At 75.0% G+C, this 21822-nt stretch carries 17 protein-coding genes and 1 pseudogene; 7 read left to right on the top strand and 11 right to left on the bottom strand.

The annotated features are described in order from the left end of the window. Positions 1–2: 2 nt before the first annotated feature. The 4 genes from HN013_RS11765 to HN013_RS32935 all read right to left on the bottom strand — a co-directional run bounded on the left by HN013_RS11765 (position 3) and on the right by HN013_RS32935 (position 4250). On the bottom strand, positions 3–938 hold the full coding sequence (locus HN013_RS11765) for an alpha/beta fold hydrolase (RefSeq protein ID WP_171165947.1): 936 nt from the start codon (positions 936–938) through the stop codon (positions 3–5). Between the two features lie 159 nt (positions 939–1097). Next, a complete protein-coding gene (locus HN013_RS11770; RefSeq protein WP_171165949.1) occupies positions 1098–2537 on the bottom strand; it encodes a wax ester/triacylglycerol synthase domain-containing protein in 1440 nt (479 codons plus the stop codon). A 128-nt stretch (positions 2538–2665) separates the two neighbouring features. Further along, positions 2666–3910: a glycosyltransferase gene (locus HN013_RS11775; protein WP_171165951.1), complete on the bottom strand. Its 1245-nt coding sequence runs from the start codon at positions 3908–3910 to the stop codon at positions 2666–2668. Between the two features lie 139 nt (positions 3911–4049). Beyond that, complete coding sequence (locus HN013_RS32935; protein WP_312018573.1) at positions 4050–4250, bottom strand: alpha/beta hydrolase; 201 nt, start codon at positions 4248–4250, stop codon at positions 4050–4052. 752 nt (positions 4251–5002) lie between these two features. Between HN013_RS32935 and HN013_RS11785 the strand changes: the two genes are divergently transcribed. Next, positions 5003–6565 carry an AMP-binding protein gene (locus HN013_RS11785; RefSeq protein WP_171165953.1) on the top strand — a complete coding sequence of 521 codons (1563 nt, stop codon included), beginning with the start codon at positions 5003–5005 and terminating at the stop codon, positions 6563–6565. A 24-nt stretch (positions 6566–6589) separates the two neighbouring features. On the opposite strand, the gene HN013_RS11790 is transcribed toward HN013_RS11785, so the two are convergent. The 3 genes from HN013_RS11790 to HN013_RS11800 all read right to left on the bottom strand — a co-directional run bounded on the left by HN013_RS11790 (position 6590) and on the right by HN013_RS11800 (position 9940). Continuing rightward, positions 6590–7186 carry a TetR/AcrR family transcriptional regulator gene (locus tag HN013_RS11790; RefSeq protein WP_171165954.1) on the bottom strand — a complete coding sequence of 199 codons (597 nt, stop codon included), beginning with the start codon at positions 7184–7186 and terminating at the stop codon, positions 6590–6592. A gap of 242 nt (positions 7187–7428) precedes the next feature. Next, positions 7429–8577 carry an amidohydrolase family protein gene (locus HN013_RS11795; RefSeq protein WP_171165956.1) on the bottom strand — a complete coding sequence of 383 codons (1149 nt, stop codon included), beginning with the start codon at positions 8575–8577 and terminating at the stop codon, positions 7429–7431. Between the two features lies 1 nt (position 8578). Continuing rightward, a complete protein-coding gene (locus HN013_RS11800; protein ID WP_171165958.1) occupies positions 8579–9940 on the bottom strand; it encodes a glutamine synthetase family protein in 1362 nt (453 codons plus the stop codon). Positions 9941–10183: 243 nt separating this feature from the next. Here HN013_RS11800 and HN013_RS11805 point away from each other — a divergent pair, with 243 nt between their 5' ends. Together HN013_RS11805 and HN013_RS11810 are read left to right on the top strand one after the other, a co-directional pair. Next, on the top strand, positions 10184–10804 hold the full coding sequence (locus HN013_RS11805; protein ID WP_171165960.1) for a TetR/AcrR family transcriptional regulator: 621 nt from the start codon (positions 10184–10186) through the stop codon (positions 10802–10804). A gap of 187 nt (positions 10805–10991) precedes the next feature. Further along, a complete protein-coding gene (locus HN013_RS11810; RefSeq protein WP_171165962.1) occupies positions 10992–11942 on the top strand; it encodes a polysaccharide deacetylase family protein in 951 nt (316 codons plus the stop codon). Positions 11943–12016: 74 nt separating this feature from the next. Here HN013_RS11810 and HN013_RS11815 read toward each other — a convergent pair whose 3' ends face one another. From HN013_RS11815 to HN013_RS11825, 3 genes are all read right to left on the bottom strand, one after another. Beyond that, positions 12017–12721, bottom strand: coding sequence for a DedA family protein (locus HN013_RS11815; RefSeq protein ID WP_171165964.1), 705 nt, complete (start codon positions 12719–12721; stop codon positions 12017–12019). Between the two features lie 268 nt (positions 12722–12989). After that, entirely contained in the window at positions 12990–14735 is a 1746-nt protein-coding gene (locus HN013_RS11820) for a carbohydrate binding domain-containing protein (protein ID WP_249374946.1), read from the bottom strand. Between the two features lie 222 nt (positions 14736–14957). After that, on the bottom strand, positions 14958–15350 hold the full coding sequence (locus HN013_RS11825) for a rodlin (RefSeq protein WP_171165968.1): 393 nt from the start codon (positions 15348–15350) through the stop codon (positions 14958–14960). Positions 15351–16046: 696 nt separating this feature from the next. On the opposite strand from HN013_RS11825, the gene HN013_RS11830 reads away from it, so the two are divergent. The 3 genes and pseudogenes from HN013_RS11830 to HN013_RS11840 all read left to right on the top strand — a co-directional run bounded on the left by HN013_RS11830 (position 16047) and on the right by HN013_RS11840 (position 19473). Continuing rightward, positions 16047–17060, top strand: a complete 1014-nt coding sequence (locus HN013_RS11830; RefSeq protein WP_171165970.1) for an isopenicillin N synthase family oxygenase — start codon at positions 16047–16049, stop codon at positions 17058–17060. A gap of 106 nt (positions 17061–17166) precedes the next feature. Then, positions 17167–18463: pseudogene (locus tag HN013_RS11835) on the top strand (DUF692 domain-containing protein). Continuing rightward, the gene (locus tag HN013_RS11840) at positions 18460–19473 is read left to right on the top strand and encodes a TIGR04222 domain-containing membrane protein (protein WP_171165972.1); all 1014 of its coding nucleotides are present in this window, start codon (positions 18460–18462) and stop codon (positions 19471–19473) included. Before HN013_RS11835 ends, HN013_RS11840 begins: the two are co-directional and overlap by 4 nt. A gap of 1 nt (position 19474) precedes the next feature. On the opposite strand, the gene HN013_RS11845 is transcribed toward HN013_RS11840, so the two are convergent. Continuing rightward, positions 19475–20695 (bottom strand): MFS transporter, encoded by a 1221-nt coding sequence (locus tag HN013_RS11845; RefSeq protein ID WP_249374947.1) that lies wholly within the window; start codon positions 20693–20695, stop codon positions 19475–19477. Between the two features lie 101 nt (positions 20696–20796). On the opposite strand from HN013_RS11845, the gene HN013_RS11850 reads away from it, so the two are divergent. Beyond that, the gene (locus HN013_RS11850; RefSeq protein ID WP_171165974.1) at positions 20797–21699 is read left to right on the top strand and encodes a LysR family transcriptional regulator; all 903 of its coding nucleotides are present in this window, start codon (positions 20797–20799) and stop codon (positions 21697–21699) included. The last annotated feature ends 123 nt before the right edge of the window (positions 21700–21822 follow it).

The following is a 21822-nucleotide window of genomic DNA, read 5'->3' on the forward strand; positions in this document are numbered from 1 at the left end:
TCTCAGTGCTCCCCGGCGGTGCGGGGCGACGGCAGCGCCGTGCGCGTCCGGAGTCCGACGCGCTCCACCGGGTGGCAGTAGTCGAGGCCGGTCAGCGGCTCGCCGCCGAAGAAGCGCAGCAGGAGGTCCACGACCTCCGCGGGGCGCTCCAGATGGACGAGGTGGTCCGCGTCCTTGAGCGCGGTGAACCGGGCGTCGGCGCACCGCGCGGAGACCTCGCGGCTGAGCGCCGGGGTGGTGAGGGGGTCGTGCTCGCCCGTGGTCACCAGCACCGGGACCTCCACCGCGGGACCGCCGGGCAGTTCGGCGTGTTCGAGCAACCGCCGTGAGTTCTCCCGGTACTTGTCCATGCCCTCGGTGGTCAGCTGGTTGAGGGCCTGGGTGAGGCAGCGGATCACGGCCGGGCGGCGCGCGACCGTGACACGGGGATCCCGGCAGACCATGGTGCCGATGACCTGGTCCACGAACTCCGCGTGGCTGCCCCGGTCCAGCATCCGGATGGTCAGCTCCACCTGGGCCCGGACATGGTCCGTCAGATGGGACATGGTGCCCACCAGCGCCAGCCGCTCGGCCCGGCCGGGGTTCCGGCGCACCCACTCGTGGGCCACGGCGCTGCCGTAGGAGGCGCCCACCACGTTGACCGGGTAGGGGGCGATCTTCGAGAGCAGCTGTTCGAGGGCGCCGGCGAGGAAGTCGATGCCGTGGTGGGCGGGGAGGCGGTCGGAGGTGCCCCAGCCCGGCAGGTCCACGGTGATCACACTGGCGGCCGCCAGGACCATGCGCTCCAGCCTGCCCCATCCGCCCTGGTGCTGGAAGGCCCCTCCGACCAGGACGACGGGGGCGATCCTCGGCTCCGGGTGGTGGACGATCCGGCCGCTGTACCCGAAACCGCCGTAAGTGAGCGGAATAACCTCTTCCGAGAGTGCGGTAGGCGTCATCAGGGCCGGTCTCCGTTTCACGATCGTGGCCGCGCGTCCGGGTTGCGTCCCCCGCGGCCCGCGCGGCCGGGATCTCGTGGGTGCCTTCACCAGTGGAACGAGAGCCGATAGGGGGACGTTACTGCTGCCGGGCGGCCGTGGCCGGTGCGGCTCCGCCGGTCATGGGCCCAGCGCCAGGATCTCGTCGCGGACGAGCGCGGGGAGCCGTCCGGCCAGGGCGCGGTGGCCGTGATCGGTCACGGCGGCGAGCGTCGCGCCCGTCGTGTCGCGCGTCATCGTCATGACCAGGGGGTGCCCCGGGCTCAACGGCGGCAGCAGCGAGAGCCCCGTCAGCCGGGCCGCCCCCAGGGCCAGCGGTCCCGTTCGCTCCGTCAGGCTGCTGCACAGCACCGAGGAGTACAGGGGCGAGTCCACGTAGTGGCCGAGCGCGTCCGTGAACGGCCCGTGGCGCCGGGGCGTCCCCTCGACCGCGAGCGCCTGGGCCCGTGCCCGCTCGTGCAGCGCCGCCCGGCGGGTGAAGCCGTCCACGGCCGCCAGCCGCCGCCGCGGCCCGCCGGCCGTCGGGAGCGGGACGCGGATCGTCGCGTAGTGGTTGCCGAGCAGCGACGCGTCCCGGCCCGCGCGGACGTCGACGGGGACCATCGCGCACACGCCGGGCAGGGACGGCCACCGTCCCGCGGCGCCCGCCGCCCGCAGCGCTCCGGCCGCCGCCGCGAGGAAGACGGCGTTGGCGGACGCGCGCCCGGCGGGGAGCGCGGCACGGGCGGCGTCCAGCTCCGCCGCGGTGANGTCCCGGCCCGCGCGGACGTCGACGGGGACCATCGCGCACACGCCGGGCAGGGACGGCCACCGTCCCGCGGCGCCCGCCGCCCGCAGCGCTCCGGCCGCCGCCGCGAGGAAGACGGCGTTGGCGGACGCGCGCCCGGCGGGGAGCGCGGCACGGGCGGCGTCCAGCTCCGCCGCGGTGACCCGGCTCCAGGAGACGGCCCTGCGGGGATCCACCGGCCCGTGGAACGGCAGCCGCCGCGCCCGGGGCAGGACGTCGGACAGGGCGTGGAACAGCGCGCGGCCGCCGCGCGGGGACGCGGCGGCCGACCGCTCCGGCCGGGGCGGGGGCACGGCCGGCGGGCCGTCGAGCAGATCGCGGACGAGGGCGAGCAGCGACCGGCCGTCGAGGAGGGCGTGGTGGGCGCGGAGCAGCAGCGCGAAGCCGTCCGCCCCGGTCAGCAGGTGCAGCCGCCACGGCGGGCGTGCCGGGCCGAGGGGATGGGCGAGCAGCCGGGCGGTGTGTTCCTCCGGCGTTCCCCCCGGCTCGGCGACGACGTGGTGGACGGGGTCGGCCTCCGGCCCGGCGGTCCAGCACGGCCACGCCGGGTGCGGGGCGGCGTCGGGGACGAGCCGCAGCCGCTCGTACCCCTGCCAGTGCTTCCCGGCCAGGGAACGGAGCTCGTCGAGGTCGGGGGCGGGACCTTCGAAACGGGCGAGCAGCCCGACCGTCATACAGACGGCTCCGCTGCTCTGGTGACGGTGGAGCCAGGCGTCGAGGGGCGGCATGAGAGTGCCGGGGTCCGGGGGACGCGTGGTGGGGGAGAGGGACATGGACGGCCTCCGTCCGGTGTGGGGGAACGGCGGGGCAGCGGGGCGTGCGGTGATGAAGGGATCGCGGCGGTGGGGGATCGGGGTGGTGGGGGATCGCGGCGACGGGGGATCGCGGCGGCCGCGCCGCGTCACGGAGCCATCGCCGCCACCGCCCGGGCGACCGCGCCCGCCCCGTCCTCCCGGGCCAGCCGGCCCGCCAGCTCCGTCGCCCGCCCGGCGAACCGGGGCTCCTCCGTCACGCGGGTCAGCGCGTCGGCGAGCCGCCCGGCGGTCAGGTCGGACAGCGGCAGCACCCCGGGGCTGACCCCGAGGCGCACCAGGCGCGCCGCCCACCAGGGCTGGTCGGTGAGGTGCGGCACCGGCACGGCCGGCACCCCCGCCCGCAGCCCCGCCGCCGTCGTCCCGGCCCCGGCGTGGTGCACGACGGCGGCCGTCCGGGGGAGCAGCCAGCCGTGCGGCAGCGGGCCGACCGTGATCACGTCGTCGTCGGTCACGGACAGCCCCGCCCAGCCGGCCTGCACGATGCCGCGCAGCCCGGCCCGGCGCAGGGCGCGGGCCGTGATGTCGCCGATCCGCTCCGGATCACCGGGCATCATGCTGCCGAAACCGACGAACACCGGTGGCGGTCCCGCGGCCAGGAAGTCGGCGACCAGGGCCGGGGGTTGCCACGACGGGCACTCGTGCGGCCACCAGTAACCGGCCACGCGCAGCCCCGGCCGCCAGTCCGGCGGCCGTGGGACGACCGTACGGCTGTAGCCGTGCCAGATGGGCCACTGGCTCTTCTCCCGCTCCCTGCGCAGCAGATGGACGCTCCGGCAGGTCAGGCCGAGGCGCGCGTGCAGCCGCCGGTTGGCCGCCGCGTAGAGGGCGTCGGTCACCGCGTTGACGGCCCGCGCCCGGAGCCGGTTGCCGTACCCGGGGGGCTGCCAGGGCAGGACGCAGGGCGGGAACGCCGAGGTGGGCGCGTCGGGTTGGAGGAAGACCCCCATGCTGCGCACCCGGTGGTACTGGGCCACCACCCGGCCGATGGGCGCGGCGATGGTGGACAGCAGGACGAGGTCGGCCTTGGGGTCGACGGCCGTCAGCATCCCGTCCACGAGCCGGACCGCCGCCCGTTCGGTGGCCCGGGCGAGATCCCGCAGGGCGCGCGGTGAACGGCGGCCGCCCTGGAACCTGTTGTGCGCCGCGAGCAGTTCCTCGAACGGGTCCGGCTCCAGGGGACGCGTCCGCAGTCCGCAGCAGGTGACCGCGTCGGCGAATTTCGCGTGGGTGACGATCTCCACGTCATGCCCCTCGGCGACGAGCCGGTGCCCGAGGCCGGTGTACGGGACGACGGACCCCGTCGTGCCCGCGGTGATGATGTCGATGCGCATTGTTCCGGCCTTCCCTGCTCCCCGGCCCTCCCGCCCGCCGGGACCGCCCGGCGTGTCGCGAGTCGTGTGCCGGTCGGAACAACGACGGGGCACCCGGCCGGATACGGCACGGGTGCCAACCTGGGCGCAAGTGTGCGGTTTACCGCTCGGCCGCCCCCGCGGGAACCGGCAGCGGCCTGCCGGGGCAGGTCATGTCCCGTGCGGGGATCCGGCCGTCGAGGAGGTAGCGGTCCACTACGCCGTCCACGCAGGCGTTGTCGTTCCGGTACTGGACGTGATCGCCGTCGGCCACCGTCACCAGGCGCGAGCCGCGCAGGGCCCGGTGCACCCGCTCGGCCACCCCCCGGGTAAGTGGTGGGCTCGTGCGCCGAGTTGAGCATGAGCACGGGCGGCAGCCCGGCGCCCGTCACCTTCACCTGCGGGGCCGGGGGTGCCGGCCACTGGGCGCCACACGGCGGCGAAGGCGAGGGCCCGGGCCCCGACGAGCGGGTACCGTGCCGTCTCCCGGGCGGAGTGCCGTATCCAGGACCGCGGGTCGCGGCCGCTGCTTTCGGCGATTTCCGGGTGAACTCATCAGGCGGTATCAGCCCTTTGCCTCCGGGACAGCCCGCCGCCGTCATCAGCACGCCGTGGTCGCCGGAGCCGGTCGCCCGGTGCCGGGAGACGGCGATCGAGAGGTCGGGACCGGCGTCCGGGTGGTGCCGGTCGCGGGGGACGGCCATCCGCGCGCGGTCCAGTGACGGCGCGTCGGCGCACGGCTGCCGGGCCGGTCGCCGCCGGGTGCAGCGGGCGGGCACGGCGGTTCCGCCGGCGTGTGCTCCGGGCGGTGGCAGGGCGGTCGCGGCGACCGCCGCCATCGCCGTGCCGGTCAGGGCGGCCGTCGGACGCCGTGATGTGCCGGACGTGAGCATCGAACCTCCGGGTGGAGTGCGGGGACGGAACGATCCTCCGCTCGGGAACGGCCGGCTTCGACGGTGCGGGGTTCCGCTCCCGGGGTGGTGCTGCGGCGCCCTCCCCGGTGACCGGCCGAAACGTATCGCCGGGGCACACCCCCCGCGCCGGACGTTCGAGCTGTCATGTTTGTATGACGTCATGCATGAGAATCAGGTTTTACCGCGGGCCGGGCGCACCTACATCGACCAGATCCTGGAGGTCTGGGAGCAGGACGGTGACACCGAGGCGCTGGTGCAGGGGGACCTGCGGATCAGCCGCTCGGAGGCGCGCGACATGTTGTTCCGCCTCGGCAACGCCCTGCTCGCCAAGGGCCTGCGGCCCGGCGATCCGGTGGGTCTCTTCCTGGCCAACCGCCCCGCCGCGGTCCTCGCCCAGCTCGCCGTGCACCTCGTCGGCTGCCGCGTCGTCTTCCTGCCCCCGGAGCCGGGGATGGGCGAACTCGCCGCGCTGGCGGACCAGGCCGAGGTGAAGGCCGTCGTCTTCGATCCGGTGTTCGCGGAGCAGGCCACCGCGCTGCCGGGGCTCATGGAGAGCACACCGCTGCTCCTGGGCCTGGGCCCGGTCGACGGCGCCGACGACCTCCTCGCGGCCGCGGACGCCGAGCCCGCGCACCGCCCGCCGGCCGGACCGCCCCTGGCGGCGGACGACGTCATCACCGTTCTCTACACCGGCGGCACCCTGGGCCGGCCCAAGCTCGCCGCGCACGGCCGCGGGCCCTACGACCGGCTGATACCGGCGGAGGGCGTGACCACGCCGTGGCCGATGGGCCCCCGCATCATGGTGGCCACCCTCATCACCCACGCCAGCGGTCACCTGACCTCCGTACAGGGACTCGTCTGGGGCTCGACCGTCGTGCTGCTGCCCGAGTTCGAGGCCCGGGAGGCGCTGACGGTGCTGCGCGAGGAGCGGATCAGCGCCGTCTTCTTCGTGCCGCCCATGCTGTACGAGGTCCTGGACCTGCCCGACTGCCGGCCCGGGGAGTACCCCCACCTCCAGGCCATCTATGTCGGCGGCGCGGCGTCGGCGCCCGGACGGCTGCGCCGGGCCGCCGAGGTGTTCGGGCCCGTCATCGGCGAGTTGTACGGCCAGTCCGAGGCCCTGGGCGTCAGCAGCATGACCGCCGACGACCTCCACGAGGACCACCCCGAGCGGTGGGCCAGCTGCGGCCGGCTCATCTCCGGGCTGGAGCTCCAGGCCCGGGACGAGGACGGGCGCGTGCTCCCCGACGGGGAGACCGGCGAGCTGTTCGTCCGCGGCGACACCGTCATGCTCCGCTACTACCGCGACCCCGAGCGCACCGCCGCCGCGCTGGACGACGGCTGGCTCCGCACCGGGGACGTGGGGTACCGCGACGCGGACGGCTTCGTCTACCTCGTGGACCGGGCGAAGGACATCATCGTCACCGGGCGCACCAGCGACAACGTCTACTCCAGGGTCCTGGAGGACTTCGTGACCACGCTCGACGGGGTCCGCAACGCCGCGGCGGTGGCGGTCCCCGACGACCGTTACGGGGAGGCCGTCCAGCTGTTCCTCGCCACGGACAAGGACGAGGACGTGGACCCGGAGGCCGTGCGGACCGCGGTGGTCGCCGAGTTGGGCGAGCTCTACTCGCCGCGCGAGATCGTTCAGTTGCGGTCCCTTCCGGTCACCCGCATAGGAAAGGTGGACAAGAAGGCCCTGCGGGCGACCGTCGTCGGCTGACCTGCGCCGGTACGTGACGTCCCGTCACCGGCCGAGGCGCCATCGGCCTCCTGCCGGCTGACCGGCCAGCACCCCGTCGAGCACGCGTGACAGCGCCCACGAGAAATCGGAGCGCGAGCCGTCGCCGTGCCGGCGGGGTGTGCCGGTGCGGCCTACGGGATGGGCGTTGAGCAGGTGGCCGAGCAGCAGGTTCCAGAGCACGCGGTGGGCGCGTGCGGCGTCGTCCGGGTCCAGCCCGGCCTCGGCCAGCGCGCCGAGCGCGCCGTCGGCGAACGCGGCGGCGGTGCCCACCGCGTGCTCGCCGTCCGCGATGACGCGGGCCGCCCACAGATGCCGGGCCAGATGGTCGTGGGCCGCCAGCCAGTGGTCCCGGAGGCGTTCCCGGGGGTCACCCCGGTCCGCGCAGAGCGGCAGCCGCAGGGCCACGTCCCCGGCCAGCAGGGACAGGAGTTGGCCGCGGTCCGTGATGTGCCGGTACAGGGACGCCTGCCCGGTGCCGAGCCGCCGGGCCACCCGACGCACCGTCAGGGAGCCGAGCCCCTCCTCGTCGGCGATGCGGCGCGCCTCGGCGACGATCAGGGCCCGGGAGAGCGGACGTGGGCAGGGGCCTGGTGGTGTCACGCCGTCACCCTACACAGCGGAGCGTAGCGGGCCCCGGGCGTCCGGAGTGGTCGCCGGGGCGAAACGAGAGCCGGCGAGACGGTCACTCCCCGGACGGCGGCCGGGGCCTGCCCCGTCCCGTTCCGGACCGTCGCCGCCGTGGCCGTGGCCGTCCTCGGCGCGCTGCCGATGCCGGCCGACGGGCGGGCGCGTCCCGGGGACGGGCCGGCCGCCCCCGGGGCGGCGGGAGCGGCCGGCCGGACTCACGCCGCCGCCGGACCGCCCGTCCGACCCAGCCCGTAGACCCGCCGCGCGTTGCCCGCGCCCACCAGCTCCGCCACCCGCCCGGCGTCCCCCGCCGACCAGGCGCCGTCGCTCACCCACCCGGCCAGCAGCCGGTCCAGGCCGCGCCGGAAGAGGGCGGCGCCGACCAGGTACAGCTCCGGGAGCCCGTAGGCGTCGGTGGAGAACATCAGCTTGCCGAACGGGGCGAGTTCCAGGGCCTCCGCCAGGACGGCCTCCGCGCGGGCCCCGCTGTAGGACAGGGCCAGCCCGATGTCGGCGTACACGTGCGGGAAGGCGTGGGCCAGGTAGGCGGCGCTCCGGTGGTACGGGTAGCAGTGCAGCAGCACCAGGACCGAACCCGTGGGGCGCACCGCGCGGGCGAAGTCGGTGAGCAGCGCCGGGTCGCAGCGGTGCAGGCGCAGGTCGGGGTCGCCGAAGCCGGTGTGCAGCTGGATCGGCAGGCCCGTCTCGGCCGCCGACCAGAGCAGATGACGCAGCAGGACCGGGTCGGTGAGCCGGCCGCCCGGGGTGCGGCAGGCGAGCCACCGGTCGGCCGCCGCCCGCACCTCCGTCTGGCCGGGCGGGTTGGGCGCGAAGTCGAGCCCGTAGCGGTACGCCGCGACGGACTTGAAGGCGACGGCCCGCCCGGCGGCCGCCTCGACCGCGTCGGCCAGGCCGCCGAGAAACTGGGCCCGGCTGCCGGCCGCGTCGGCGGTCCGTTCGGCGAGCCGCTCCAGCCGGACGACCTCGTGCCAGGCGGCACCGCCCATGCGGGCCAGTTCCTGAGGGGACGTCAGGTCGCCCGGGATGCCCGTGTCCACCACGTAGTCGGTGATCCCGGTGGCGCCGAGCAGCCGCCGGGTGGCTTCGGCCGGTCCCAGATCGCGGCGGCGGGCCAGGTACTCGGCGGGCGGGCAGTGCGGGTCGAGGCCCAGCAGCGGCGGGCACCAGCGCCGGACCGCGTAGCCGAGCTGGCTGTCGAAGAACGTCGTGCCGGGCGCGGCGGGCGCGTCCGACTCGGTGAGGAAGGAGACGAACGCGTCAGGGCCGAGGTCGGAACGGGCCACGCCGTGGCAGTGGTGGTCCACCAGGGCGGGCGACGGCGCGGCGGTGTTGGGTGCGGTCATGTCAGTACCGCCGCCTCGTCGCGTCGGCGACGTCCTGCGGGGCCGCCCCCTCGTACCGCCGGACCTCGCCGCGCCGGACGGCGGCGACGGCCTCGAAGAGCGGGTCGCCGAGCGCCTCGCGGAGCAGCTCCGAGCGGGTGAAGCGGTCCAGCGCCGCGCCCGGCGACTCGGGCAGGCGCTCCTGGCCGCCGCCGTCGGCGGGGTCGCCCGTCACCGGCGGCGGGAGGGTGAGCCCGGCCTCGATCCCGGCGAGCCCGGCGGCGATCACGGCACCGGTCACCAGATAGGGGTTGGCGGCGCCGTCGAAGCATTTCACCTCGGCATTGGCCTGGTCCTCGGCGTCCGGCGGACCCGGAACGAAGCGGATGGCGGCCTCCCGGTTCTCCGGCCCCCAGCAGGCGAAGACCCCGGCCCAGTGCGAGGGCCGCAGCCGCAGGTGGCTCGCGGGGGAGGGGGCGCCCAGGGCGAGCAGTGCCGGCAACTCCCGGAGCACACCGGCGAGGAACGCCGCGCACTCGCTCGTCATCCCGCAGGGACCGTCCCCGTCCCGGCACAGGTTCCGGTCCTCGCGCAGGAGACTGAGGTGAAGGTGTGCGCCGTTGCCGACGGCACCGGCGTCCACGACGGGCCCGAACAGGGCGTCGAGGCCGTGCCCGAGCGAGACCGCGCGGATGGTCTCGCGGACGAGTACGGCGAGGTCGGCCGCACCGACCGGATCGGCGGCGGCGACCGACACCTCGAACTGCCCCGGGGAGTACTCGGGATGGATCTGCAGCACCTCGACGCGCTGGGCGGTGAGCGCGTCCAGCACGTCGCGGAGGTAGTCGGACAGCTCGACCACCCGGGTCATGCCGTAGGCCGGTCCCGAGCACGCGTACCGGGGCTCGCCCCGCTCGGGTCCGTCCCGGGTGACGACGACCCACTCGGTCTCGAATCCCATGCGCAGCCGCAGCCCGCGTTCGGCCGCCCGGGCGGTCATACGGCGGGCGAACTGCCGCTGGCAGGCGGCGTACGGGCGGCCGTCCTGCTCGAACCGGTCGACGGGTGCCCAGGCCCAGCCGCGCTGTCCGGCCAGGACGGTCAGCCGGTCGAGGTCCGGGAAGAGGCGCAGATCGCCGTCCGGGCCGCCGATATGACGGCTCGTCACGGCGAAGTCGTCGGTGAGATAGACGTCGAAGACGGGCGACATCCCGACACCCCACCGCGCGGCGTGCGCGAGCCGGGCGGTGGGGACGGCCTTGACGCGGGTGATGCCGGCGTTGTCCACCCAGGTGAGGGCGACGGCCCGGACGCCCAGCGCGGTGAGCTGCGCGGCCTCCTGGCGTGCGGCCGACTCCGCGCGTTCCCGTTCCGGCCTGTGCATGCTGTGCTCCTCCGCCGGGGGTGTGGGGCGGCGGTGTGCTCCGGACGGCCCGTCCGCCCCGTCGCCCCTGGATTCTCGGCCGGATTCTTCCGCATCACACCGCGGCGCGGGGCCATTCGGGCGAAGCGGGCAGGGTGGCGGAGCCCGGCCGTCCGGGGTCGGTCGGCATCGGTCCGTACCGGTCGACACCGGTCGGCGCGGCCCGCCTCCGGAGCAACTAGCGCGCCCGTGCTATAAAGCCGCATGCCCAAAATCGTCGATCCGGAAGAGCGCCGCCGCGCCGTCGCGGAGGCCGTCCTGCGCGTCGTGGCCCGCGACGGGCTGGAGAGCGCGTCCCTGCGCAACGTCGCCGCCGAGGCGGGACTGGTGATCGGCTCGGTCCGGCACTACTTCGCCGACCACACGGAACTCCTCATCTTCGCCATGGAGGAGCTCGGCCGGCGCATCGGCCGCAGGATCGGCGCGCGCAGCGAGCCGCTCCTCGCCCTGGCGCCCGGCGAGGACGGCAGGGCCCTCACCGAGAACCTGTTCGCCGAGCTCCTGCCGCTCGACGAGACGCGGCACCGGGAGACGGTGGTCTGGCTGGCCTTCACCGCGGCCGCCCGCACCCGCCCCGAACTCCGGCCCTGCGCACGGCGGATGCACGACGGCCAGCGTTCCCTGGCCGCCCACGTGCTGACCGAGGCGCGGCGCGCGGGAAGCCTGCCCGACGGCCTGGACATCGCGACGGAGAGCCTGCGGCTGTCCGCGCTCCTCGACGGGCTCGCGCTCCAGGCCGTGCTCCAGCCCGACGACGTCACCCCCGAGGCGATGCGCGCGGTGCTCCGCCGCCATCTCGCCTCGCTGCGCGCGCCCCGGCCCTGACACCGGTCGGTCCGGACGGCGGACCCATCGGTTGCGGGACCGGAAACCTGCCCCGAGGCTGGTGCCAAGATCACCGATCAAGCTCGGGTGCTTGTCCCGGAGCGGGGCTTCTCCGCGCCTGTGGGCACCGGGCGTGAGGTGACGGACCGGCCGGCCGGTACCGGCCCGGCACCGTCGAGGAGTCAGCATGTCGGAAATCCGTGGCGTCCTCCGGCGCGGCCGCGGACGCCACCGGCGCCGCAAGAAGGTGCCGTTCAAGGCGGCCGCCGCCGCGGCCGTGCTGGTGGCCGGCTCCGCGTTCGCGGTGACCGCGATGGACGACCACCAGGAGTGCGAGCCCCGGGCCCGGGCGGCCGGCGCGCACGACGACCACCGGCGCGGCACGGCCATGGGCACCTGCGGAGCCCGCACGGCCGCCGCCCACGACCACCGGCCCGAGGGCCACGGCGCCCCGGAGGGCGCCGACCACCACCCGGCCGGCGGCCGCCAGGGACCGGCCGTGATGCCGGAACCGGAGGGCGGCTACGACCGGGAGCGGTGCGGGAACACCTCCGGCCGGGTGCTGCTGACCCTGGACGACTGGGCGTACAGCGACCCCGAACGCGCCACCCGGATCGGGGCCCAGCTCCAGGCACAGGGCGTGCGCGCCGCGTTCTTCCTCATCAACAAATACGCCTCGCAGTACCCGCAGATCACCACCGCCCTCCGCCAGCAGGGCCACTGGGTGGGCAGCCACACCTGGTCCCACCGCCAGCTCACCCGGCTGACCGACCAGGAACTCCAGGACGAGCTGCGCAACGGCCTCCCCGGCAACTTCCTGCGGCCCCCCTACGGCGACGTCGGCCCCCGGGAGACGGAGGTCGCCGCGAGCCTCGGGCAGCGCGTGTGCAACTGGACGCTCGACACCTACGACTGGCAGCAGTCCCAGGGGGCGTTCCGGGACGCCGAGGCCATCCGGACCACCGTGCGGGAGGCGTCGCCGGAGGAGAAGAACAGCGGGGTGATCCTCGGACACCTCTTCAGCAGCTTCCCCGACGCGCTCCCCGGCATCATCAGCGACCTGCGGGAACAGGGCTACCAGATGTGCCGCAACACCGGCCCGGTCACCGAGCAGGTCCCCTACCCCCTCCAGTGCTGACCCCCGGCCCCCGTCGCACGGACGACCGCGACAGGGCGCGCGACGGCTCCTTCCCCGTCCGCCGGGCCCGGCAGTCACCGCTCCCTGTCGTCGGTGCCGCGGCCACCGGTCACCCGCTCGGCCGCCGCCCGGCGGCGGGCGCGCAGCACCTCCGCGACGAACGGCAGCAGCGACAGCACCACCACGGCGGCGACGAGCGGCAGCAGGTACCGGTCGACGTCCGGCACGACGGAGCCCAGGGCGTACCCGGCCAGAACGAGTCCGGCCGTCCACACCAGGCCGCCGGCCAGCTGCCAGACGACGAAGGTGCGGTGCGGCACGGCGAGGGCGCCCGCGAGCGGATTGAGGACGGTCCGCACCACGGGCACGAAGCGGGCCAGCACGATGGCGCGGGCGTGCCCGTAGCGGCCGAGCAACTCCTCGGCCCGCGCCGCGCCTTCGAGCAGCCGGCGGTTGCCGGAGCGGGCCAGCAGCGGCCGTCCGCCGCGCCGCCCGATCGCGTACCCGCACTGGGCACCGGCCAGCGCCCCGGCCGCGGCGGCGGCCAGCACCTCCGCGAGGGCGAGGTGCGGCCCGGAGTGCGCCCCGGGCCGGCACAGCAGGCCGGCGGTGAACAGCAGCGAGTCCCCGGGCAGGAAGAAGCCGATCAGCAGCCCGGTCTCGGCGAACAGGACGACGGCGACGCCGATCGCCCCGAAGGACGACAGCAGGGAGGAGGCGTCGAGGAGGTCGACGGCGAGGGCGGTGGGAGGGACGGGCGGAGCGGGCGCGAACGACACGGGTGAACGGCCTCCGGCGGTCGAGGTCGGGACCCTGCCGCCGGGGCGGTGCGGGCCGGCCGTCCACACCGCGGCAGACGGTCCACGCGACTGTAGACGATCCGGGGGAGCGCCAACGGGTGCCCTGGCCGAGTCCCTACGTCGCACGGACGCGCGCCGGGGGCTCCGGCGCCCGTCCGGCGGGTCCGTCCGGGTGGTTCGCGCCGGTCGCCCGAACGGCCGAGGGCCCGCCGGGAAGGAGGCGGGCCCCGGTTTTCCGTCCGTCGCGTCAGCCGATCGTGATGTCGTCCGCGAGGACGGCGCCCTGCCCGAACCAGCCGTGCGTGTACACCGTGACCTTCCCGGTGGAGTCGGTGGTGAAGGGGACGGACAGCCGCGTCCAGTCGCCCGAGGACGCCCAGCGGCTCGCGGTCGCCCCGCCCGAGACACCGAGGAACGCGTAGTCCCCGCGCACCCAGCCGGTCAGCGTGTACGCGGTGGCGGGGGCGAGGGTGAGCGTCTGCCGGCACTCACCGGTGGCGCCGCCCGACGGAGCGGTCCGCAGCGCGTACGACCCGCCGTGCACCGGGCTCTTGACCACCGCGGCACCCGCCTCGCAGGTCCACGGGCCCGTCCCGCCCGACTCGAAGTCACCGTTGACCACGCGCCCCGGCGTGCCGCCGCCCGTGACGGTCAGGGCGAACGAGGTGGTGCGGCCGCCCGAGGGCGCCGTGCCCGTCACGGTCAGCGGGTGGGTCCCGGGCGCGGCGTCCCCGGCGACCGCGACCGTGAGCCGCGCCGACTCGCCCGCGGTCACCGACGACGGGCTGAACTCCGCGGTCACCCCCTTCGGGAGGCCGCTCGCGGACAGCCGCACGGTCTGCGCCGGGCCCGACACCGAGCGCGTCGCGACGGTCGCCGACGCCGAGCCGCCCGGCGGGACGGAGACCGCGCCGGGGGAGACGGCGAGGGAGAAGTCCGGCTCCGCGGGGCCGCCGCTCCCGGTGAAGGGGGCGAAGGCGCGGGTGAAGTACCAGGTGTCCTGGACGATCCCGGAGCAGGTGTCGGACCCCTTGGTACCGGGGCAGCCGCCGTTGTCCCGCTGGAGTGCCCAGAACGAGAGGGTGTTGATGCCCCGGGCGACGGCCCACTCGTAGACCTTGACCGCGTCCTGGGTGGTGAACGTCTCGGCGGGCCCGTAGTCGTCGATGCCGGGCATCTCCGTGACGCCGACCATCGCCCACAGCTGCGCGTCGCTCTTCCCCGGGTACAGCCGCGCCAGCTGGTCGCGCAGGCCCCCGGCGGCGGTGACCGTGTCGGCGGCCATGTCGTGCTGGGCGCCGTCGTAGTAGTCGAACGTCATGATGTTGACGACGTCCACCCGGACGCCGTTGTCGACGGCGTTGCGCAGCACCGCGAGCCCGCTGTCCGCCAGACCCCGCGTCGTCGTCGGCAGCGTGTAGGAGACCTGCACGGTCCGGCCGTCGGCGGCGGCCCGGTCCTGCACCTTCTTGAGCGCCTTGTTGCGGCGGTCGATCCCCGCGGCGTTGTTCAGCGAGTTGTCCTCGATGTCCAGGTCGAGCCGGGTGACGTCGTAGACGGTGATGACGTGCTCGAACGCCTCGGCTATCCGGTCCACGTCGGCGCAGCTGTCGGCGAGTTCGGTCCCGCCGTTGTCCGCGGCGTACCCGCCGAAGGACGGGATGACGTCGCCGCCCCGGGAGCGGATGGTCGCGATGTCGGCTCCGAAGACCGACCGCGCGACCGGCTTGCCGGTGTCGCCGTTCCAGTAGGGCGTACAGGAACCCTTGGCCTCGGTCTGGAGGAAGGCCATCGTGAGGTGCTTGGCCCCCGACCGCTCCGCGAGCTCGGCCGGGCTGTCGGAGCTGTACGTCTGGAAGTAGGGGGCGAAGACCCGGGCGGGCAGCGGCGCGGCGGCGGTCGCCGTACCGGTGCCGCCCAGGGCGAGTCCCGCACCGGCCAGTGCGGTGGCCAGCGCGGCCACCACGGCGCGGACGGACAGGCGTCGTCTCAACGGATGCTCCCGGTGACTGAGATGTGCACGGGGTGGGGGCGGTTGCGCGCTGAACATCGTTGGACTGGACCAGAGTTGCGTCAAGGGGCCGGGCGCCGGGAAGTTTCTTTTTGTCGGGAGAACCGAAAAGCCGGGTACTCGGACGCTCGGCACACAAGAAATCCCCCCGCACCGGCGAAGACGCCGGTGCGGGGGGATTCCCGCAGGACCGCGAGGCTTTCGTCAGCCGTTGGCGGAGCCGTTGCCCGAGATGATCGGGATGTCGTCGAGGATGTGCGACAGCTGGTCGTCGCCGTCGTTGATCGTCGAGTTGTCGGTGCACTGCTGCTGCTGCTGCGAGGTGAGGATCGGAACGTCCTGGATCCCGATGTTGAGCAGCGCGATGAGCGACTGCACGCCGGCCTTCCCGACACCGATGCAGAGCTTGTTCAGTGAGCCCTGGACCAGGCTCATCTGCGGGCTTTCCTTGCCGCCCGTGTGGGTGTTGCCGTAGCCGGTCTTCGCGCCGTTCGCGTTGTAGGTGTCCTGCTCGTCGCCGAATGCCATCGCGGGAGTGGCCATGGCGCCGATCGCAGAAGCCGTTACCGCGGCTGTGGCGATTGCCTTCTTGAGCACGTCTATGCCTTTCGATCGAAGAGGGTTTTTCCCGCTGGGAAGCGAACTGAGTAACTGTGACCCTTTTGGGAAGTTCCGAGATTTCACTCATTCGCGCCATCACCGCTTGTCGGAAGACCGGCGAAGGGGGGCCGCACGGCCGCTCGTGCGGTTTTGCCGGTCCGCCGGCCGGGCGTTGCCGAACACGGCGGGACGCCTGTGAGTGAAGGCGGCGGGCCGGTCCGCACCCGGCTGGTAGCGTGCGGTGCGCGGCGGGTCTTCCGGCCGTCGGCCCGCTCGGACGGCGCCCCCACGCGACGCGTCCGGGCGGGCCCTCCGCCCGCCGGAACCCATCGCCGCGAGCCCATCGCCCCCGGGTGTGACGGGACGGATGTGACGAGCGGGACACCTCGGATCGGCCCAAGGTCGTATACCCTCGTTCGTGTGAATCTGCTTGTAAAGCGACGCCACGTGGACTTCCTGCGCGTCACGAGCATGTCCTGTCGCCACTCCGGCTGACCTCGCGCCCCCTGCTGCCCGTCGTTCTTCCCGGGCCGGGGCGCTCACCGCGCTGACCTCGCGCTTCTTCACATCGCTCGTTCTTCGCACCAGACACGCGCCCGACCCCGCGCCGCCGTGCCCACCCGCACTCCGCCGGCAGCTCGGGGCGCCCGGAGACCCCGGGCGCGTCCGGGCCCCTCACGCTGTGGACACCTCATGAACAACAAGCTCCCCGTCATCGACCTCTCCGCCGCCTCCGGCAGCCCCGAGGACCGTGCCCGCCTCCACGAGACGCTGCACTCCGCCGCCCGGGACGTCGGCTTCTTCCACCTGACGGGCCACGGCATCACCGAGGACGAGACCGCCGCGCTCATGCGCACCCTCCGCGCCTTCTTCGCCCTGCCCGAAGCCGACCGGCTCGCCATCAGCAACCTCAACTCCCCCCACTTCCGCGGCTACACCCGCATAGGCGACGAGCGCACCGGCGGCAATCAGGACTGGCGGGACCAGCTCGACATCGGCGCCGAGCGCGAGCCGCACGTCCCGGCACCCGGCGAGCCCGGCTACTGGTGGCTGGACGGCCCCAACCAGTGGCCCGCGGCCCTCCCCGAGCTGCGCACCGCCGCGCTGCACTGGATCGAGCGCCTCAGCGCGGTGGCCGAGCGGCTGCTGCACGAACTGCTCACCTCGATCGGCGCCCCTGCCGACTTCTACGACGACGCCTTCGCCGACCGCCCCCACCTGCACCTCAAGCTCGTCCGCTACCCGGGCAGCGCCCCCGACGGGGCGGGGCAGGGCGTCGGAGCGCACAAGGACTACGGCTTCCTGACCCTGCTCCTCACGGACGAGGTCGGCGGGCTCCAGGTGGAGAGCCCCGACGGGACCTTCCTGGACGTCCCCCCGCGGCCCGGCGCCTTCGTGGTCAACCTGGGCGAACTGCTCGAAGTGGCCACCAACGGCTACCTCAAGGCCACCAACCACCGCGTCGTCAGCCCGCCCGGCGCCCGGGAGCGCTACTCCGTTCCCTTCTTCTACAACCCCCGGCTGGACGCCCGTATCGACCCCGTGCCGTTCCCCCACGCCGAGCGGGCCCCGGGCGTCACCCAGGACGCGTCGAACCCGCTGTTCGCCGAGTACGGCCGCAACGAGATCAAGGGCTGGCTGCGGGCGCACCCGGGCGTGGCCCGGCGGCACCACCCGGACCTGCTGGCCGCCGCCCCCGTGGGATGAGTTCTTGATCACAGCCAGGGCCCGTTCCGTCCCCTCCCTCGATTTGTAAGGTGATCGGACCGAATCACCCCGGGGCCGCAAGGCCCCGGGCCCTGGGGGTGGGGTCATGGACGTTCCGGAGAAGCTGGGGACGGGGATCGGCTGGCGGCCGGAGATCGCGGACGACATCGCGGCGCTGCCGGGCGTCGACTGGGTCGAGGTGGTGGCCGAGAACCACTGCCCCGGACATCTGCCCGAGCCACTGCGCCGGCTGCGCGCGGGCGGTGTGCCCGTGGTCCCGCACGGCGTCTCGCTCGGGCTCGGCGGCGCCGAGCGGCCGGACCTCGCCCGGCTCGTCGCCCTCGCGGAGCTCGCGGAGGCCCTCGGCTCCCCGCTCGTGACCGAGCACATCGCCTTCGTGCGCTCCGGCGGCGGGCTCCTCCCGTCCCACCACCGCCTGGAGGCCGGGCACCTGCTGCCCGTCCCCCGCACCCGGGACGCCCTCGAGGTCCTCTGCGCGAACGTCCGCATCGCCCAGGAGGCCCTGCCCGTACCGCTCGCGCTGGAGAACATCGCCGGCTATCTCGCCTGGCCCGACGAGGAGTTCACCGAGGGCCAGTTCCTCGCCGAGCTCGTCGCGCGGACCGGGGTGCGGCTGCTCGTCGACGTCGCCAACCTGCACACCAACCACGTCAACCGCGGCGAGGACCCGTCCCGCGCGCTGGACGAACTGCCGCTGGAGGCCATCGCCTACGTCCATGTGGCCGGCGGCCAGGAACGGGACGGGGTGTGGCACGACACCCACGCCCACCCGGTCGGACCGCCCGTGCTCGACGTCCTCGCCGACCTGTACTCCCGCGTCACACCGCCCGGCGTGCTGCTGGAACGGGACGACGACTTCCCCACGGCGGACGGCCTGGCCACCGAACTCGACGCCGTCCGTGCCGTGACCGCGCGGGCGGGCCGCGGTGTCAGCCATGTCCGATGACCTCGACGCGGCCCGCGCACGGCTCGCCCGCGCCCAGCACGGCCTGCTCTCCGCCCTCGTCGAGGGGACCCCGCCGCCACCGGGCTTCGACCCCGCGCAGCTGCGCGTGCAGCGCGGGGCGCTGCTCGCCAAGCGCGCCAGCGTCGTCGCCAAGGTGGCTCCCGGGCCGGCAGAGATCCTGGGGGACCGGTACCGGCCGCTCTACCTCGACTACGCCCGGGGCAGGCCCATGGAGCACGGCTACCACCGGGAGGCCCTCGACTTCGCCCGGCACCTGGTGAGCACCGCGGCCGTGCCCGACGGCCAGGCCCGGCGGCTGACGGAGTGGGCGGCCGGAGCCGCCGCGCCCGCCGCCCGGACCGGATTCCTCCGCCGCCTCCCGGCGGCCCTGCGCGGCCGGCGCGCGACGCGCCGGCCGGAAGGCGGTGACAGATGATCGTTCTCATTGTGGTGGCACTACTGGCCCTGGTCGCCCCCTCGCTCTGGGTCCTGCGGCTGTGGAGCCTGAGCCGCGGACCGGTGGCACCCGAGGCGCCGGTGGAGCTCGGCCTGCTGGACATGGCGTACCTGAACGGCGGCGCGGGCCGCGTCGCGGACACCGTGATCACCAAGATGCACCAGGACGGACGCGTCACCGTGGCCGACGGCACGGTCACGGCGGCCGGCGCGGCCTCGGACAACGCCCTGGAGCGGGCGCTGCTGCGGCACTGCGGTTCCGACTGGGCCGTGCCGCTGGGACGGCTCCGCCGGGAGCTGCGCCGGGACCACGCCGTGCTGACCCTGCACCGGTCGCTGGTCGAGCGGGGTGTCCTGCTGCGGCCGGAGGTCCACCGCTGGTGGCCCCGGGCCCTCGTCGTGCAGCTGGTGGGACTCGCGGTCACGGGCGTCGTCGCGGTCGTGGCGTTCGACGTCGCCTCGTTCCCCGTGCTCGCGCTGGTCGCGTTCGGGATCGTGGTGCAGGTCGGGTGCCGGCCCGGGGGGACGCGGATGCCCTTCACCTCCGAGGGACGGGAGATCGCCCGGCGGCATCTCCGGTCGCCGCACTGGAGCGTCACCAACCCGTACAGCCACCCGGAGGGACTCGCGGGCGTGGTCGCGGCCGGGGGGACCGCGGCGCTGCCCGACGGCGACCTGCGGGAGCAGTTCGAGCGGGCGGCCGCGGAGGACCCGGCCGCTTCCCCCAGCCGGAGGGACGAGGACTCTCCGGGCTGGTCGTCGTCCTCGTCCTCCTCCACGTCCTGCGGTGGAGGGCTGGTCGTCGGCTTCGCCTGTGACAGCGGTTTCGGCGGGGACAGCGGAGACTCCCGTGATTCCGGCGGTTCCGCCGGGCACACGGGAGGGATGATCTGCTCGTCGTCGAGTTGCTCGTCGTCCAGTTGTTCGTCGGGGTCGAGCTGTTCGTCCGGCAGCAGCTGCTCGTCGTCGAGTTGCGGCAGCAGCTCCTGAGCTACGGGCGGCGGCGGCCGAGTACCGTCACCGCCCCGCAGGTCAGGGCCGCCAGGACCGCGCCCGCGCCGAGCAGCGCCGGGGTGCCGACCGTGCCCGACAGCAGGGTGACGACGTACGGCGCGAACATGCCGAGGTAGGCGGCCGTCCAGAAGCGGGACGTGAGCGCCGCGAGCCGCTCGGGCGGGGCGATCGCCGCGACCTCGGTCAGTCCGAAGGTCAGGCACAGGCCATACCCGGCGCCCAGGACCGCCGCCGCGACCAGGGCCAGGACCGCGTGCCCGGCCGCCGCGGCGGGCACCGCCAGCACGAACCCCGCGGCGGACACGCCGAGCCCCGCGATCCCCGTGGCCGAGCGGTGCCGGGCGCTCAGGCGGCGGCCCAGCGGCTGGACGAGGAGGCCGGCGGCGGGGACGACGGCGGTGGCCACCCCGGCGTAGACGGTGTGCCAGCCGGACACGCCGTGCACCAGACCGGGCAGGGTGATGAATCCGACGGTCGGCGCGGCGAACACCCAAGGGGCGAGCGGCAGTACGACGCGCCGGAAGCGCTGTCGGCCGGGCACGGCGGCCGGGACTGCCGGGCCGGTGGTCCGGTCGGGCCGCGTCTCGGGGGCGCGGAACGCGAGGAGCCACGCGACGGACGCCAGCACCAGGTGCGGCAGGTACGCCGTCACCATCGGATGCGGTGCCCACTGGGCGATCAGTGAGGAGGCCAGCCCGCCGGAGGCGAAGCCCAGCGAGACGAAGAGCCCGGACCGCCGGGCGGCGGTGCCCGGTCCGGCGTCGGGGGCGAACGGCGGCGCGGACAGCTCCTTGACCCACGCGCTGCCCGCGGCCAGCAGGGCACCCGCGCCGACCCCGGTGAGCAGCCGCCCGGGCAGCAGCCACCAGGTGGCGGTCGCGCCCGCCATCAGCACACCGGTCGAGACGAGGTTCACCGCGAGCGCGGTGAGCGCGACCGGCCGCCGGCCCAGCCGGTCGGCCAGCGGACCGCCCGCCAGCAGCCCGGGGATCAGCCCGAGGACGTAGACCGCGACCAGCCCGGTGACGGCGGACTCGGTGAGCCCGAGTTCGGAGCGGTAGGCGCCGAGGAGGGACGAGAACTGGTTGGCGCTCCAGCCGGACGCCGTCATCATCCACGCCGCCCGCAGACCGTGACGCGGTCGGGACGGCGCGGCGGGTGCGGCGGCCGGGCTGGAGGGGAACGTGGTGGTGCTCATGGCGGCAGTTCTACGGGCCCTCGGACGGCCGGCGCCGCACACGTTCACGAATCGTGAACGGCCTTCCGGGGCGGGGTGCCCGTCCGCGTAGGCTGGCCGGCATGGATCTCCGTCTGCTGTCCTCCTTCCTGGCCGTGGCGGAGGAGAAACACTTCGGGCGGGCGGCCGCACGGCTCTTCCTCTCCCCGCCCGCCGTCACCCAGCACATCCGCCGGCTGGAGGCGGACCTGGGCGCCCCGCTGCTCCACCGCGGCCCGGTCTCGCTCACCCCCGCCGGGGAACGGCTGGCGGTGCACGCCCGGACGCTGCTCGCCGTCGCGGACGCCGCCCTCGTCGACGTGGCCGAGGCCGCGCGGGAACACCCGCCCGTCCGCCCGCTGCGCGTGGGCATCATGGGGCACGGTTCGGCGGAGCTGACCCCGGCAGCGATCAACGCCTACCGGCGCGCCCGCCCCGAGGTGCCGGTCGAGACCCGGCAGCTCGACTACACCGAGCACGTCAGCGCGCTGGTGGGGGACCGGGTGGACGTCGCGTTCATCCGGCCGGCCCCCGACGACGAGCGGATCACCACCGACGTGCTCACCACCGAGCAGCGCATCGTGGCCGTGCCGGAGAACTCGCCCCTGGCCGACGCGTGCGCCACAGGTGTCACCCTCGCGGATGTCGCGGGCCTGCCCTTCCCCCGGCTGCCCGGGCACACGCCGCGGGTCTTCGCCGACTACCTCTATTTCGGCGGCGAGGCCCCGCGGCGCGGCGGGCCCACCGCGCTGACCCCGCAGGACGTGCTCACCGGGGTGGTCACCGGACGGGGCGCCGGCAGCGGCCTGAAGTCCTTCGCCCGGTACTACGCCTGGCCGGGGGTCGTCTTCGTGCCGGTGCTGAACGCGCCCTGGGAGAGCAGCTACCTCGCCGTCCGCGCGGACGACACCGGCCCCGAGGTCCGGATCTTCCGTGCGCTGGCCCTCGCGCTCGCCCGGGACCGGGGTCCGTACCTGGCCGGCTGATCCGGGCGGGGGCCGGCTGATCCGGGCGGGGGCCGACTGACCCGGGCCGGGCCGACTGACCCGGGCCGGGCCGACCGACCCGGGCCGGGCCGACCGACCCGGGCCGGGCCGACCGACCCGGGC

The sequence above is a fragment of the Streptomyces sp. I05A-00742 genome (genome assembly GCF_013055795.1).
Classification (GTDB): Bacteria; Actinomycetota; Actinomycetes; order Streptomycetales; family Streptomycetaceae; genus Streptomyces.